At 64.4% G+C, this 14,899-nt stretch carries 15 protein-coding genes; 7 read left to right on the plus strand and 8 right to left on the minus strand.

The annotated features are described in order from the left end of the window. Position 1 precedes the first annotated feature (1 nt). Positions 2-2,056 (minus strand): glycine--tRNA ligase subunit beta, encoded by a 2,055-nt coding sequence (gene glyS, locus DWF74_RS16060; protein WP_102862435.1) that lies wholly within the window; start codon positions 2,054-2,056, stop codon positions 2-4. Further along, complete coding sequence (gene glyQ / locus DWF74_RS16065) at positions 2,053-3,006, minus strand: glycine--tRNA ligase subunit alpha (protein WP_003177094.1); 954 nt, start codon at positions 3,004-3,006, stop codon at positions 2,053-2,055. Before glyQ ends, glyS begins: the two co-directional genes overlap by 4 nt. A gap of 81 nt (positions 3,007-3,087) precedes the next feature. Between glyQ and DWF74_RS16070 the strand changes: the two genes are divergently transcribed. The 3 genes from DWF74_RS16070 to DWF74_RS16080 all read left to right on the plus strand — a co-directional run bounded on the left by DWF74_RS16070 (position 3,088) and on the right by DWF74_RS16080 (position 4,894). After that, positions 3,088-3,651 carry a DNA-3-methyladenine glycosylase I gene (locus tag DWF74_RS16070; RefSeq protein WP_115581289.1) on the plus strand — a complete coding sequence of 188 codons (564 nt, stop codon included), beginning with the start codon at positions 3,088-3,090 and terminating at the stop codon, positions 3,649-3,651. Between the two features lie 43 nt (positions 3,652-3,694). After that, positions 3,695-4,582: a lysophospholipid acyltransferase gene (locus DWF74_RS16075; protein WP_102862437.1), complete on the plus strand. Its 888-nt coding sequence runs from the start codon at positions 3,695-3,697 to the stop codon at positions 4,580-4,582. Between the two features lie 72 nt (positions 4,583-4,654). Next, positions 4,655-4,894, plus strand: a complete 240-nt coding sequence (locus DWF74_RS16080; protein WP_092318073.1) for a PilZ domain-containing protein — start codon at positions 4,655-4,657, stop codon at positions 4,892-4,894. Positions 4,895-5,046: 152 nt separating this feature from the next. Here DWF74_RS16080 and DWF74_RS16085 read toward each other — a convergent pair whose 3' ends face one another. The 5 genes from DWF74_RS16085 to def form a co-directional block, all read right to left on the minus strand. Beyond that, on the minus strand, positions 5,047-5,364 hold the full coding sequence (locus DWF74_RS16085) for a tetratricopeptide repeat protein (protein WP_115581290.1): 318 nt from the start codon (positions 5,362-5,364) through the stop codon (positions 5,047-5,049). Positions 5,365-5,470: 106 nt separating this feature from the next. Further along, positions 5,471-6,844 carry a Trk system potassium transporter TrkA gene (gene trkA / locus DWF74_RS16090; RefSeq protein ID WP_102862439.1) on the minus strand — a complete coding sequence of 458 codons (1,374 nt, stop codon included), beginning with the start codon at positions 6,842-6,844 and terminating at the stop codon, positions 5,471-5,473. 22 nt (positions 6,845-6,866) lie between these two features. Then, complete coding sequence (gene rsmB / locus DWF74_RS16095) at positions 6,867-8,192, minus strand: 16S rRNA (cytosine(967)-C(5))-methyltransferase RsmB (protein ID WP_110594144.1); 1,326 nt, start codon at positions 8,190-8,192, stop codon at positions 6,867-6,869. Next, entirely contained in the window at positions 8,189-9,148 is a 960-nt protein-coding gene (gene fmt / locus DWF74_RS16100) for a methionyl-tRNA formyltransferase (RefSeq protein ID WP_115581291.1), read from the minus strand. The genes rsmB and fmt overlap by 4 nt, the downstream gene beginning before the upstream one ends. 69 nt (positions 9,149-9,217) lie before the next feature. Beyond that, positions 9,218-9,724, minus strand: a complete 507-nt coding sequence (gene def, locus DWF74_RS16105) for a peptide deformylase (protein WP_102862442.1) — start codon at positions 9,722-9,724, stop codon at positions 9,218-9,220. A gap of 399 nt (positions 9,725-10,123) precedes the next feature. On the opposite strand from def, the gene dprA reads away from it, so the two are divergent. Together dprA and DWF74_RS16115 are read left to right on the plus strand one after the other, a co-directional pair. Further along, positions 10,124-11,230 (plus strand): DNA-processing protein DprA, encoded by a 1,107-nt coding sequence (gene dprA, locus DWF74_RS16110; protein ID WP_115581292.1) that lies wholly within the window; start codon positions 10,124-10,126, stop codon positions 11,228-11,230. Between the two features lie 54 nt (positions 11,231-11,284). Next, entirely contained in the window at positions 11,285-11,842 is a 558-nt protein-coding gene (locus DWF74_RS16115) for an L-threonylcarbamoyladenylate synthase (protein WP_102862444.1), read from the plus strand. Positions 11,843-11,906: 64 nt separating this feature from the next. Here DWF74_RS16115 and DWF74_RS16120 read toward each other — a convergent pair whose 3' ends face one another. Then, positions 11,907-12,884 carry an NADPH:quinone reductase gene (locus DWF74_RS16120; RefSeq protein WP_102881414.1) on the minus strand — a complete coding sequence of 326 codons (978 nt, stop codon included), beginning with the start codon at positions 12,882-12,884 and terminating at the stop codon, positions 11,907-11,909. A 168-nt stretch (positions 12,885-13,052) separates the two neighbouring features. Between DWF74_RS16120 and hemF the strand changes: the two genes are divergently transcribed. Together hemF and aroE are read left to right on the plus strand one after the other, a co-directional pair. After that, the gene (gene hemF / locus DWF74_RS16125) at positions 13,053-13,970 is read left to right on the plus strand and encodes an oxygen-dependent coproporphyrinogen oxidase (RefSeq protein WP_102862446.1); all 918 of its coding nucleotides are present in this window, start codon (positions 13,053-13,055) and stop codon (positions 13,968-13,970) included. Between the two features lie 93 nt (positions 13,971-14,063). Beyond that, the gene (aroE, locus tag DWF74_RS16130) at positions 14,064-14,885 is read left to right on the plus strand and encodes a shikimate dehydrogenase (RefSeq protein ID WP_115581293.1); all 822 of its coding nucleotides are present in this window, start codon (positions 14,064-14,066) and stop codon (positions 14,883-14,885) included. Positions 14,886-14,899: the final 14 nt, after the last annotated feature.

Raw genomic sequence — 14,899 nt, forward strand, 5'->3', positions numbered from 1 at the left:
ATCAGCTCAGTACCGAAATGTCCGCCACACCCAGGAACAGGCCCCGCAGACGCGCCAGCAGCGCATAGCGGTTGGCCCGCACCTTGGCGTCCTCGGCATTGACCATCACCGCCTCGAAGAAGGCGTCCACCGGCTCGCGCAGGGCGGCCAGGCGGGCCAGGGTCTCGCTGTACTGACGCGCTGCGGCCATCGGCTGTACGGCCTGGTCCGCCTGCTGGATCGCCGAGTACAGGGAGAACTCGTTGGCGTTGTCGAAGTACTTGGCTTCGACGGTGGTCGGCACATTGCCTTCGATCTTGCTCAGCAGGTTCGACACGCGCTTGTTCACCGCGGCCAGGGCGGCGGCTTCCGGCAACTTGCGGAAGGCCTGCACGGCTTGCACGCGCTGGTCGAAGTCCAGGGCCGAGCCCGGCTTCAGGGCACGTACCGACAGGTAGGTGGCCACATCCACGCCTTCGTCTTCGTAACGGGCACGCAGACGGTCGAAGATGAACTCCAGCACCTGGTCGGCCAGGCCGGCGGCCTTGACCTTGCTGCCGAAGGCGCTGACGGCAAAGGCCACGGCGTCGTTCAGGTCGAGGTCGAACTTCTTCTCGATGAGGATACGCAGCACGCCCAGGGCCGCGCGACGCAGGGCGTAGGGGTCCTTGCTGCCGGTGGGCAGCATGCCGATGCCGAAGATCCCCACCAGGGTGTCCAGCTTGTCGGCGATGGCCACGGCGGCACCGGTCACGGTGCTTGGCAGCTCGGCGCCGGCGCCACGGGGCATGTACTGCTCGTTGAGGGCCAGGGCCACATCTTCCGGCTCGCCGTCATTGAGGGCGTAGTAGTAGCCGGCGATGCCTTGCATCTCCGGGAACTCGCCGACCATTTCGGTGGCCAGGTCGCACTTGGACAGCAGGCCGGCACGGGCGGCGCGCTGGGCGTCGCCGCCGATACGCGGGGCAATGAAGGCGGCCAGCTTGGACACCCGCTCGGCCTTGTCGTAGACGCTGCCGAGTTTTTCCTGGAAGACCACGTTCTGCAGGCGCAGGTTGAAGTCTTCGAGCTTCTGCTTCTTGTCCTGCTTGAAGAAGAACTCGGCGTCGGTCAGGCGTGGGCGCACGACTTTCTCGTTGCCCTCGATGATCTGGCGCGGGTCCTTGCTCTCGATGTTGGCCACGGTGATGAAACGCGGCAGCAACTTGCCGTCCACGTCCAGCAGGCAGAAGTACTTCTGGTTGTCCTGCATGGTGGTGATCAGGGCTTCCTGAGGCACTTCAAGGAACCGCTCCTCGAACGAGCACACCAGTGGCACTGGCCATTCCACCAGGGCGGTCACTTCGTCCAGCAGGTCCGCCGGGACGATCGCCGTGCCTTCCTGCAGGGTCGCCAGTTCCGCGGTGCGCTTGCTGATCAGCTCGCGACGCTCGTTGGCGTCGGCCAGTACGTAGGCGGCACGCAGGTCGGCCAGGTAGTTGGCCGGCGAGGTGATGCGCACGCTTTGCGGATGATGGAAGCGATGGCCACGGGAATCGCGGCCGGCCTTCTGGGCCAGGATGGTGCAGTCGATAACGTCGTCACCCAGCAGCATCACCAGCCATTGGGTCGGACGCACGAACTCTTCCTTGCGCGCGGCCCAGCGCATGCGCTTGGGAATCGGCAGGTCGTTCAGCGAGTCTTCGACGATGGTCGGCAGCAGGCTGGCGGTCGGCTTGCCCTTGATGCTCTGGCTGTAGCGCAGTTTCGGGCCGCTCTGATCGATCTCGCTGAGTTCGACGCCGCACTTCTTGGCAAAACCCAGGGCCGCCTGGGTCGGGTTGCCTTCAGCGTCGAAGGCCGCCTGGCGTGGTGGGCCGTCGAGGTTGATGCTGCGATCCGGCTGCTGGGTGTCCAGCTGGGTGATCAGTACCGCCAGGCGCCGTGGCGCGGCGTACACGTGCTTGGCCTGAAAGCTCAGGCCGGCGCTCTGCAGGCCTTTCTCGATGCCGGCCAGGAAGGCTTCGGCCAGGGTGTTCAGGGCTTTGGGTGGCAGTTCTTCAGTGCCCAGTTCAACCAGAAAATCTTGCGCACTCATTGTGCCGCCTCCAACTTAGCCAACACTTCATCACGCAGGTCCGGGGTCGCCATGGGGAAGCCCAGCTTGGCCCGGGCCAGCAGGTAGGCTTGCGCCACGGAACGCGCCAGGGTGCGCACACGCAGGATGTACTGCTGACGCGCAGTCACCGAGATCGCCCGGCGTGCATCCAGCAGGTTGAAGGTGTGCGAGGCCTTGAGGACCATTTCATAGCTCGGCAGCGGCAGCGGCTGATCCAGCTCGATCAGGCGCTTGGCCTCGCTTTCGTAGAAATCGAACAGTTCGAACAGCTTCTCGACGTTGGCGTGTTCGAAGTTGTAGGTCGACTGCTCCACTTCGTTCTGGTGGAACACATCGCCATAGGTGACCTTGCCGAACGGGCCGTCGGCCCACACCAGGTCGTATACCGAGTCCACGCCCTGCAGGTACATGGCCAGGCGTTCCAGGCCGTAGGTGATCTCGCCGGTCACCGGGTAGCACTCGATGCCACCGGCCTGCTGGAAGTAGGTGAACTGAGTCACTTCCATCCCGTTGAGCCAGACTTCCCAGCCCAGGCCCCAGGCGCCCAGGGTCGGCGATTCCCAGTTGTCCTCGACGAAACGGATGTCGTGCACCAGCGGGTCCAGGCCCACGTGCTTCAGGGAACCCAGGTACAGCTCCTGGAAATTCTCCGGGTTGGGCTTCAAGACCACCTGGAACTGATAGTAGTGCTGCAGGCGGTTGGGGTTTTCGCCGTAGCGGCCGTCAGTCGGGCGACGACTGGGCTGCACATAAGCGGCGTTCCAGGTTTCCGGGCCGATGGCCCGCAGGAATGTAGCGGTGTGGAAAGTGCCGGCGCCTACTTCCATATCGTAGGGCTGAAGTACCACACAACCTTGCTCGGCCCAGTACTGCTGGAGGGCGAGGATCAAGTCTTGGAAGGTACGCACGGCTGGCGTAGGCTGGCTCACGAAATTCACCTGTTACTTGGGCTGCGATTTAAGGAGCGGGAGTATACCCGATTCAGTCCTGCGCACGCCCCCTGGAGCCTTATGCCACGCTGCTTTTGGTGTTCCGACGATCCGCTGTACATGGCTTATCACGATCAGGAGTGGGGCGTGCCGCTGCGCGATGCGCAGCGTCTGTTCGAGTTGTTATTGCTCGAAGGGTTCCAGGCCGGGCTGTCCTGGATCACCGTGCTGAAGAAGCGCGAGCGCTATCGCCAGGTGCTGTTCGGCTTCGATGTGCAGCGCGTGGCGCAGATGAGCGACGCCGAGATCGAGGACCTGATGCAGGACCCCGGCATCATCCGCAACCGCCTCAAGCTCAACGCCGCCCGGCGCAATGCCCAGGCCTGGCTGGAGCTGGAAGACCCGGTGGCCTTTCTCTGGTCCTTCGTCGGTGGTGTGCCCAAGATCAATCATTTCCGGGACCGCAGCGAAGTGCCGGCGGTGACCCCGGAGGCCGAAGCCATGAGCCGCGGCCTGCAGAAAGCCGGTTTCACCTTCGTCGGCCCGACCATCTGCTACGCGCTGATGCAGGCTTCGGGCATGGTCATGGATCACACCCGCGACTGTGATCGTTACGCCATCCTCACCAACGCGCGGTTAGAATAGCCGGCTCGCGACACGCTTCAGACCGACAGATCAGGAGTCATTTGTGGATAAGTTCAAAGGCGCCCTGCTGGTGGGCGCTCTGCGGTTGTTTGCCCTGCTGCCCTGGCGCGCGGTGCAGGCGGTCGGCGCGGCCATCGGCTGGATCATGTGGAAGACCCCCAATCGCTCCCGCGACGTGGTGCGCATCAACCTGGCCAAATGTTTTCCACAGATGGACCCCGCCGAGCGCGAGCGTCTGGTGGGACAGAGCCTGAAAGACATCGGCAAGTCCCTGACCGAAAGCGCTTGCGCCTGGATCTGGCCAGCGGAGCGCTCCATTGCTCTGGTGCGGGAGGTCGAGGGCCTGGACGTACTCAAGGACGCCCTGGCCTCGGGCAAGGGCGTGGTCGGCATCACCAGCCACCTGGGCAACTGGGAAGTGCTCAACCACTTCTATTGCAGCCAGTGCAAACCGATCATTTTCTACCGTCCGCCCAAGCTCAAGGCCGTGGACGAACTGCTGCGCAAGCAGCGGGTGCAACTGGGCAACCGCGTGGCGGCCTCCACCAAGGAAGGCATCCTCAGCGTCATCAAGGAAGTGCGCAAAGGCGGTGCGGTGGGCATTCCCGCCGACCCGGAACCGGCCGAATCCGCCGGGATCTTCGTGCCCTTCTTCGCCACCCAGGCGCTGACCAGTAAGTTCGTGCCGAACATGCTGGCCGGCGGCAAGGCCGTGGGCGTGTTCCTCCATGCCCTGCGCCTGCCCGATGGCTCGGGCTACAAGGTGATCCTCGAAGCGGCGCCGCAAGAGATGTACAGCACCGATACCGAAACCTCCTGTGCGGCCATGAGCAAGGTGGTCGAGCGCTATGTCGGGGCGTATCCGAGCCAGTACATGTGGAGCATGAAACGCTTCAAGAAGCGCCCGCCGGGTGAGGCACGCTGGTACTGACCGAGCTGGCACGATCTGTGGATAACTTCGCGTAGGGCGTTATCCACAGCACACACAACAAGGGCGCAGAAGATGTCCGAGCACCGCAAGTCGTTTCGCATCAAGATTTCCCACGAGAGCATAGGCGAATGCCTGGGGCAGACTCGCAACCTGTCTGCCAGTGGCGTCTATGTGCAAAGCCCGGTCCTGGCGCAATTGCCCAAGGGCGCGGTGGTCTATGGCCAGGTGCAGGGCTTGCCGGCGGCGGCGCCCAGGGTGCGCATGGAAGTGGTCCAGGCGGACGCGGAAGGGATCGCCCTGCGCTACCTGTGAAATCGTCCTGTAGCCGCTGCCGAGCCCGCGAGGCTGGGAAAAGGACCGAAGGGCCTTGTTTGGCGATCTCCAGCCGAACCTGTGTCGTCTCAAGATCTTTGCGTCCCTGCGGGCCGTTCGCAGCCTTCGGCAGCGGCTACAGGGGATAGAGGTCAGCCTTGAGACTGGCGGTCGAGTTTTTTCAGGAACACGGTCATTTCCTTTTCTGCCTGTTTGTCGCCATGCCCCCGGGCCGCTTCCAGGCCCTGTTCCCAGGCCTGGCGTGCCCCTTGAAGATCGCCCTGCCCCTGACAGGCCTTGCCCAGCAGCTTCCAGGCCGCTGAATACTTGGGATCGAAACTCACGCAGTGCTGCAGGTGCTCGGCGGCCCTGGCGAAATCGCCCTGGTCCAGATAGCCCTTGCCCAGGCCAAAGCGCAGCAAGGCGTTATCCACACCCTTGGCGAGCATTTTTTCCAGCGATTCAAGCATCGTTGTCACTCCTGTGGGCTCATGTAGCCGCTGCCGCAGGCTGTGCAAGGGCAGCGCCTGCGGTGCAGTCGATCGCAGTCTGCGGCAGCGGCTACACAGTGGTTGATCAGAAGAAGCTCAGGCCGACGTGGAACAGTTTTTCCACGTCGCGAATGTGCTTTTTATCCACAAGGAACAGGATCACGTGGTCGCCGGCTTCGATCACCGTGTCGTCGTGGGCGATCAGCACTTCCTCGTCGCGAATGATCGCGCCGATGGTAGTGCCCGGCGGCAAGCCGATGCTCTCGATGGCGCGGCCGATCACCTTGCTCGACTTGGCGTCGCCGTGGGCGATGGCCTCGATGGCTTCCGCTGCGCCACGGCGCAGGGAGTGCACGCTGACGATATCGCCGCGGCGCACGTGGGCCAGCAGGGTGCCGATGGTGGCCAGTTGCGGGCTGATGGCAATGTCGATATCGCCGCCCTGGATCAGGTCGACATAGGCCGGGTTGTTGATGATGGTCATGACCTTCTTCGCCCCCAGGCGCTTGGCCAGCAGCGAGGACATGATGTTGGCCTCGTCGTCGTTGGTCAGGGCCAGGAAGATGTCGGCGTCGGCGATGTTCTCTTCCAGCAGCAGATCGCGGTCCGAGGCGCTGCCCTGCAGCACCACGGTGCTGTCCAGGGTGTCGGACAGGTAGCGGCAGCGGGCCGGGTTCATCTCGATGATCTTCACCTGGTAGCGGCTTTCGATGGCCTCGGCCAGGCGCTCGCCGATCTGCCCGCCACCGGCGATGACGATACGCTTGTAGGATTCCTCCAGGCGGCGCATTTCGCTCATCACCGCGCGGATGTGGGCCTTGGCGGCGATGAAGAACACCTCGTCGTCGGCCTCGATCACCGTATCGCCCTTGGGCATGATCGGCCGGTCGCGGCGGAAGATCGCCGCCACCCGGGTATCGACATTGGGCATGTGCTCGCGCAACTGACGCAGCTGCTGGCCCACCAACGGACCGCCGTAATAGGCCTTGACCGCCACCAGTTGTGCCTTGCCTTCGGCGAAGTCGATCACCTGCAGAGCGCCGGGGTGTTCGATCAAACGCTTGATGTAGTTGGTCACCACCTGCTCGGGGCTGATCAGCACGTCCACCGGGATCGCGTCGTTGTCGAACAGCCCGGCGCGGGTCAGGTAGGCGGCTTCGCGCACCCGGGCGATCTTGGTCGGGGTGTGGAACAGGGTGTGGGCGACCTGGCAGGCAACCATGTTGGTTTCGTCGCTGTTGGTCACCGCCACCAGCATGTCGGCGTCGTCGGCGCCGGCCTGGCGCAGCACCGTCGGGAACGAGGCGCGGCCCTGCACGGTGCGGATGTCCAGGCGGTCGCCGAGGTCGCGCAGGCGTTCGCCGTCGGTGTCGACCACGGTGATGTCGTTGGCTTCGCTGGCCAGGTGTTCCGCCAGCGTGCCGCCCACTTGCCCGGCGCCGAGGATGATGATCTTCATCCAGTCACTCCCTTAAAACCGTTTAGCCGCGAGCTGCGGCGATCTTGATCAGTTTGGCGTAATAGAAGCCGTCGTGGCCGCCCTCTTGTGCCAGCAACTGGCGTCCGTGGGGCTGCTTGAGGCCGGCCGCAGGCTGCCCCAGTTGGCCGCCGATGTCCAACTCACGAGCTCCCGGGGTGCGGGACAGGAAGGCCTCGATCACTTCGGTGTTCTCGGTGGGCAGGGTCGAGCAGGTGGCGTAGAGCAGGATGCCGCCCACTTCCAGGGTCTGCCACAGGGCGTCCAGCAGTTCGCCTTGCAATTGCGCCAGGGCGGCGATGTCTTCAGCTTGGCGAGTGAGTTTGATATCCGGGTGGCGACGAATCACCCCGGTGGCCGAGCAGGGAGCGTCCAGCAGGATGCGCTGGAACGGCTGGCCGTCCCACCAGGCCTGGGTATCCCGGCCGTCGGCGGCAATCAGCTGGGCATCGAGCCCCAGGCGGTCGAGGTTTTCTCGCACTCGCACCAGGCGCTTGGCTTCCAGGTCCACTGCCACCACGCCAGCCAATTGCGGCTGCACTTCGAGGATGTGGCAGGTCTTGCCGCCCGGGGCGCAGCAGGCATCCAGCACCCGTTGCCCCGGGGCCAGTTCCAGCAGATCGGCAGCCAGTTGTGCGGCTTCGTCCTGGACGCTGACCCAGCCTTCGGCAAAGCCCGGCAGGCTGCGCACATCACCGGCTTCGTCGAGGACGATGCCGTCCTGGCTGTAGACGCAGGCCTTGGCCGCAACCCCCGCTTGGCTCAACAGCTTCAGGTAGGCATCCCGGGAGTGATGACGGCGATTGACCCGCAGGATCATCGGCGGGTGAGCGTTGTTGGCGGCGCAGATGGCTTCCCATTGCTCGGGCCAGAAGGCCTTGAGGGACTTCTGCAGCCAGCGTGGGTGGGCGGTGCGCACCACCGGATCATGTTCCAGCTCGGCCAACAGGGCCTCGCTTTCACGCTGGGCGCGGCGCAGCACGGCGTTGAGCAGAGCCTTGGCCCAGGGCTTTTTCAACTTGTCGGCGCAGCCCACGGTTTCGCCGATGGCGGCGTGGGCCGGCACCCGGGTGTAGAGCAACTGATAGAGACCCACCAGCAGCAGCGCCTCGACATCGGCATCGGCGGCCTTGAACGGCTTCTGCAGCAGCTTGGCCGCCAGCGCCGACAGCCGCGGCTGCCAGCGCGCGGTGCCGAACGCCAGGTCCTGGGTGAAGCCGCGGTCCCGGACCTCGACCTTGTCCAGCTGGACCGGCAGCGAGCTGTTGAGCGAGGCCTTGCCGTTGAGGACCGCGGTCAGGGCCTTGGCGGCGGCCAGGCGCGGGTTCATTGGGCGTCCGCCGTCTGGCCGAGGACGGTGCCGATGGCGAATTTCTCGCGGCGGCTGTTGAACAGGTCGCTGAAGTTCAGCGCCTTGCCCCCGGGCAGTTGCAGGCGGGTCAGGCACAGCGCCTGCTCACCGCAGGCGACGACCAGGCCATCCTTGCTGGCGCCGAGGATCTCGCCCGGGGCGCCACGGCCTTCGGCCAGGGTGGCTGCCAGGACTTTCAGGGCTTCGCCATTGAGGGTGCTGTGGCAGATCGGCCAGGGATTGAAGGCCCGGACCAGGCGCTCCAGCTCCACGGCCGGGCGATTCCAGTCGATGCGCGCTTCATCCTTGTTCAACTTGTGGGCGTAGGTGGCCAGGCTGTCGTCCTGGATTTCGCCTTCCAGGGTGCCGGCGGCGAGGCCTTCGATGGCTTGCAGCACTGCCGGCGGGCCCAGCTCGGCCAGGCGGTCGTGCAGACTGCCGCCGGTGTCCTGGGCGCTGATCGGGGTGCTGACCTTGAGCAGCATCGGCCCGGTGTCCAGGCCGGCTTCCATGCGCATCACGGTCACGCCGCTGGCCTCGTCGCCGGCTTCTACGGCGCGCTGGATCGGCGCGGCACCGCGCCAGCGCGGCAGCAGGGAGGCGTGGCTGTTGATACAGCCCAGGCGCGGAATATCCAGCACCACCTGAGGCAGGATCAGGCCGTAGGCCACCACCACCATCAGGTCCGGCTTGAGCGCCGCCAGTTCGGCCTGGGCCTCGGCATTGCGCAGGGTGGGTGGTTGCAGCACCGGGATCTGGTGCTCCAGGGCCAGCTGTTTGACCGGGCTTGGCATCAGCTTCTGCCCGCGCCCCGCCGGACGGTCCGGCTGGGTGTAGACCGCGACAATCTGGTGAGGGCTGTCGAGCAGGGCCTTGAGGTGTTCGGCGGCGAATTCGGGGGTGCCGGCAAAGACGATGCGCAGTGGCTCAGTCATGGGAATTCTCGATGTTAAACATGCGGAAAAGAAAAAGGCTTGCCGTGGCAAGCCTTTGCAAGACGGTCATCAAGCCTGCTGGCGATGCTGCTTTTCCAGCTTCTTCTTGATCCGGTCACGCTTGAGCGTGGACAGGTAGTCGACGAACAGCTTGCCGTTGAGGTGGTCGCATTCGTGCTGGATGCACACCGCCAGCAAACCTTCGGCGATCAGCTCATAGGGCTGGCCGTCGCGGTCCAGGGCCTTGATCTTGACGCGCTGCGGACGGTCGACGTTCTCGTAGAAACCCGGCACCGAAAGGCAGCCTTCCTGATACTGGTCCATCTCGTCGGTCAGGGCTTCGAACTCGGGGTTGATGAACACCCGGGGCTCGCTGCGATCTTCGGACAGGTCCATGACCACGACGCGTTTGTGCACGTTGACCTGGGTCGCCGCCAGACCAATGCCTGGGGCCTCATACATTGTTTCAAACATGTCATCGACCAACTGACGCACTTCGTCGTCCACTACGGCCACGGGTTTGGCGATAGTGCGCAGGCGCGAATCGGGGAATTCGAGGATGTTTAAAATGGCCATAAGCGTAATTGCTACACGTGTGAAGTAAGGGCGGAGTCGGCGTCCTGTCAGGTCCTGGACCTGGGCCGCCGATGCAAAACGTGCTCTGCAAAGGAGCGAGCCGCGCAGGCTCTGGCGTTTTACGCGAACGCACATAATAAAGGGATTCAGCCCCTGAGGAAATGTCTGTTCGCCCTGCTGCTACTGGGCTGGACCGCCATCGGTCGGACCTGCAAGCGGTTGCGTCAGGCCTGATTGGCGTGCTTGCGGTTGGCTGCACGGGTGGTTGGGCAGCGCATGGCCGACCTCGGCAGGGCATCTCCCTGGCGCAGCAGGAAACCTTTCCTCAACAAGTTACCAACAGACTTATCCACAGCTTGTTCCGGCTTTCGCCGGACCGATGACGATCAAGGATGATCCATGTCGCACTCGATCAGTGCTGCCATTTCCCCCGCGGAACTGGAAGCCCGTTTACGTTTGCATGGCCTGCCGGCCCTGGGCGCCATGCGCTTTGGGCGTTTGCTCCAGGCCTTCGGTTCAGCCTCCAAGGCCCTCAGTGCCCCGGCCCATGCCTGGCACTCCCTGGGTCTGCCGACGGCCTGTACCGATGCCCGGCGCAGTGTCGAAGTCCGGGAAGGCGCCCGCCGCGCACTGGCCTGGATAGACAACCAGGCCCAGCATTTGCTGATGTGGGACCAGCCCGACTATCCCCCGCTGTTGGCGCAACTGGAGGATGCGCCACCGCTGTTGTTCGTGGCCGGCGATCCGTCGATTCTGCAACGGCCGCAGCTGGCGCTGGTGGGCAGCCGTCGGGCTTCGCGTCCGGGACTGGACACGGCCGCGGCGTTTTCCCGGAGTCTGGCCGCCGCCGGATTCGTGATCACCAGCGGCCTGGCGCTGGGCATCGATGGCGCTGCGCACCAGGCGGCCCTGGACGTGGGTGGGCGTACCGTGGGGGTGTTGGGCACGGGCCTGGAAAAATGTTATCCACAGCGGCATCGGGCCTTGGCCAGGGCGATGATCGAGCAGGGCAGCGCAGTGATTTCCGAGTTCCCCCTGGACACTGGCCCACGTCCGGAGCACTTCCCCCGGCGCAACCGGATCATCAGTGGCTTGTCCCTGGGGGTGCTGGTGGTGGAAGCCAGTGTCGCCAGCGGCTCGCTGATCACCGCCCGCCTGGCGGCCGAGCAAGGCCGCGAGGTATACGCGATCCCCGGTTCGATTCATCACCCCGGTGCCCGGGGTTGTCATCAACTGATCCGTGACGGCGCGGTGCTGGTGGAAAGCGTGCAGCACATCCTGGAAACCCTGAGAGGTTGGCAACACCTGCCGCCGCCTGCCTCAGCGCCGCTGGAGGCCAGCGAGCATCCGCTGCTGGCGCTGCTTCAGGCGGCCCCCCACAGCAGCGAGGCCCTGGCGCTTGCCAGCGGCTGGTCCCTGCCCCGGGTGCTGGCGGCACTGACCGAGCTGGAAATCGAGGCGCGGGCCGTCAACGAAAACGGCCGCTGGTTTGCGCGTCTGAGCTAGGTTTTATAGGCAGGATCGGTAAACTGCGCACAGCTTTTATCTGGAGATTCGGCAATGGTCAGCAGTTGGCGTGTGCAGCAAGCCGCACGAGAGATTCGCGCAGGGGCGGTGATTGCCTATCCAACCGAAGCGGTCTGGGGCCTGGGGTGCGATCCGTGGAATGAAGAGGCGGTGGATCGCCTGCTGGCAATCAAGTCACGGTCGGTGGACAAGGGCCTGATCCTGATCGCCGACAACATCCACCAGTTCGATTTCCTCTTCGAGGATTTCCCGGATACCTGGATCGAGCGCATGTCCAGTACCTGGCCGGGGCCCAATACCTGGCTGGTGCCCCATCAGAACCTGCTGCCGGAGTGGGTGACCGGGGTGCATGACACGGTGGCGTTGCGGGTCAGCGACCATCCGCTGGTCCGTGAACTCTGTGCCTTGGTGGGGCCGTTGATTTCCACTTCGGCCAATCCCCAGGGGCGGCCGGCAGCGCGTACGCGGCTGCGCATCGAGCAGTACTTCCGTGGACAACTGGACCTGGTGCTCACCGGCAGCCTGGGCGGGCGCAAGAACCCGAGCCTGATTCGGGATCTGGCCACCGGCAAGGTGGTGCGGCCTTCCTGAACCGCTTCGCCGGCAAGCCGTCTCCTATGAACATCCGTAGGAGCCGGCTTGCCGGCGAAAGCGCTTAAGGCAACAACACGGTCGAGCCGGTAGTACGCCGGGCCGACAACTCGATATGGGCCTTGGCCGCGTCCGCCAGAGCGAAGCGCTGGCCAATCTCGATCTTCAGCTTGCCGCTGGCAATCATGCCGAACAGGTCGTCGGCCATGAGCTGCAGGTTCTCGGCATTGTTGGCGTAGCTGGCCAGGGTCGGCCGGGTCACGTACAGCGAGCCCTTGGCCGAGAGAATCCCCAGGTTCACCCCGTCCACCGCTCCCGAGGCATTGCCGAAGCTGACCATCAGCCCGCGCGGTGCCAGGCAATCCAGGGAGGTCAGCCAGGTGTCTTTGCCGACACCGTCATACACCACCGGGCACTTCTTGCCATCCGTCAGTTCCAGCACGCGCTTGGCGACGTCTTCATGGCTGTAGTCGATGGTTTCCCAGGCGCCGAGGGCTTTGGCAATGGCGGCCTTTTCCGGCGAGCTGACGGTACCGATCAGTTTGACCCCAAGGGCCTTGGCCCATTGGCAGGCCAGGGAACCGACGCCCCCCGCTGCGGCGTGAAACAGTACGGTTTCGCCACCCTTGAGTTCATAAGTCTGACGCAGCAGGTACTGCACGGTCAGGCCCTTGAGCATCACCCCGGCGGCTTGCTCGAAGCTGATGGCCTCTGGCAGATGCACCAGATTGGCTTCCGGCAGTACATGCACATCGCTGTAGGCGCCCAGTGGGCCGCTGCCATAGGCCACACGATCACCTACCTTGAAGCGCGTCACAGCGCTGCCCACCGCTTCCACCACCCCGGCGCCTTCGGCGCCGAGGCCGGATGGCAATGCTGGTGGGGCATACAGGCCACTGCGGAAATAGGTGTCGATGAAGTTCAGGCCGATGGCCTTGTTGCTGACGCGAACCTGCTGTGGTCCAGGTTCGGCGGGCTGGTAATCCACATACTCGAGTACTTCGGGGCCGCCATGGGCACGGAACTGGATACGTTTGGCCATCTGCACTCTCTCCTTGGTCGTGTCGTGAAAGTGCTCTATCGGACTCCTGTGCTTGACCTTCGTCAACTGCGGAGCGCCCCGACGCGGTGTTATGCTACGCGCCCATTTGCGCGCGTCCCCTGCTCCATCCCTAGCGCCGCGTAGCTTTGCCCGATTCAAGGTGATGCCATGACTACCCGCACCGAGGCCGTAAAAGCCTACCTGCTCGACCTGCAAGACCGCATTTGCGCTGCACTGGAAACCGAAGACGGTGGCGCACGCTTTATCGAGGACGCCTGGACCCGCCCTGCCGGCGGTGGCGGTCGCACCCGGGTGATCGGCGACGGCGCAGTGATCGAAAAGGGTGGGGTCAACTTTTCCCATGTGTTCGGCAGCGGCCTGCCACCTTCGGCCAGTGCCCACCGTCCGGAACTGGCCGGCCGGGGTTTCGAGGCCCTGGGCGTGTCCCTGGTGATTCACCCACACAACCCTCATGTGCCGACGTCCCACGCCAACGTGCGTTTCTTCATTGCCGAGAAGGAAGGGGAAGAGCCGGTCTGGTGGTTCGGCGGCGGCTTCGACCTGACCCCCTACTACGGCAATGAAGAAGACTGCGTGCATTGGCACCGGGTTGCCGAGCGCGCCTGTGCGCCTTTTGGCCCGGACGTCTACCCGCGCTACAAGGCCTGGTGCGACAGCTACTTCCATATCAAGCACCGCAACGAACCGCGGGGCATCGGTGGCCTGTTCTTCGACGACCTCAACGAATGGGACTTCGACACCAGCTTCGCCTTCATGCGCGCCATCGGCGATGCCTACATCGAGGCCTATCTGCCCATCGTCCAGCGCCGCAAGGCTGACGCCTATACCGAGCAGCAGCGCGAGTTCCAGGAGTTCCGTCGCGGTCGCTATGTGGAGTTCAACCTGGTCTACGACCGTGGCACCCTGTTCGGCCTGCAATCGGGTGGTCGCACCGAGTCGATCCTCATGTCGCTGCCGCCGCAAGTGCGCTGGGGCTACGACTGGAAGGCCGAGCCGGGCAGCGAAGAAGCGCGCCTGACCGAATACTTCCTGCAAGACCGCGACTGGCTGGCCGCCAGCAACTAAACCGCACCCACTGCGCAGGAGCCGGCTTGCCGGTGAAGAGGCCTTCAAGGCGGACGCGGTTCCTGCCAGTGTGTTGAGCAAATGGGATGAGAGATGGATCAGTACGTTGTCTTTGGTAATCCGATCGGCCACAGCAAATCACCCTTGATCCATCGGCTGTTCGCCCAGCAGACCGGCCAGCAACTGGAATACAACACCCTGCTGGCGCCTCTGGACGATTTCGCCGGTGCCGCCCGCGATTTCTTCGCCCAGGGCCGCGGTGCCAACGTCACCGTGCCGTTCAAGGAAGACGCCTATCGCCTGTGCGACAGCCTGACCGAGCGCGCCCAGCGGGCCGGTGCGGTGAACACCCTGAGCAAGCAAGCGGACGGCACTCTGCTGGGAGACAACACCGACGGCGCCGGACTGGTGCGTGACCTGACGGTCAACGCCGGGGTCAGCCTCAAGGGCAAGCGCATCCTCCTTTTGGGCGCCGGGGGCGCCGTGCGTGGAGCCTTGGAACCCCTGTTGGCGCAGCGGCCGGCGTCGGTGGTGATCGCCAATCGCACCGTGGAAAAAGCCGAGTTGCTGGCCGAACTGTTCGCCGACCTGGGGCCGGTGTCGGCCAGTGGTTTCGACTGGTTGCAGGAGTCGGTGGACCTGATCATCAATGCCACTTCCGCCAGCCTGTCGGGTGAACTGCCACCGATTGCCAGCAGCCTGATCGAGCCGGGCAAAACGGTGTGCTACGACATGATGTACGCCAAGGAGCCGACGCCGTTCTGCCGTTGGGCCAGTGAACATGGCGCGGCGCTGGTGCTTGATGGTTTGGGCATGCTGGCCGAACAGGCGGCGGAAGCCTTCTATCTGTGGCGCGGCGTGCGCCCGGACAGCGCCCCGGTGCTGGCCGAACTGCGCCGCCAGTTGGCCCTGTAAACCCCTGAAGATTA

The organism is Pseudomonas protegens (genome assembly GCF_003363755.1).
Classification (GTDB): Bacteria; Pseudomonadota; Gammaproteobacteria; order Pseudomonadales; family Pseudomonadaceae; genus Aquipseudomonas; species Aquipseudomonas danubii.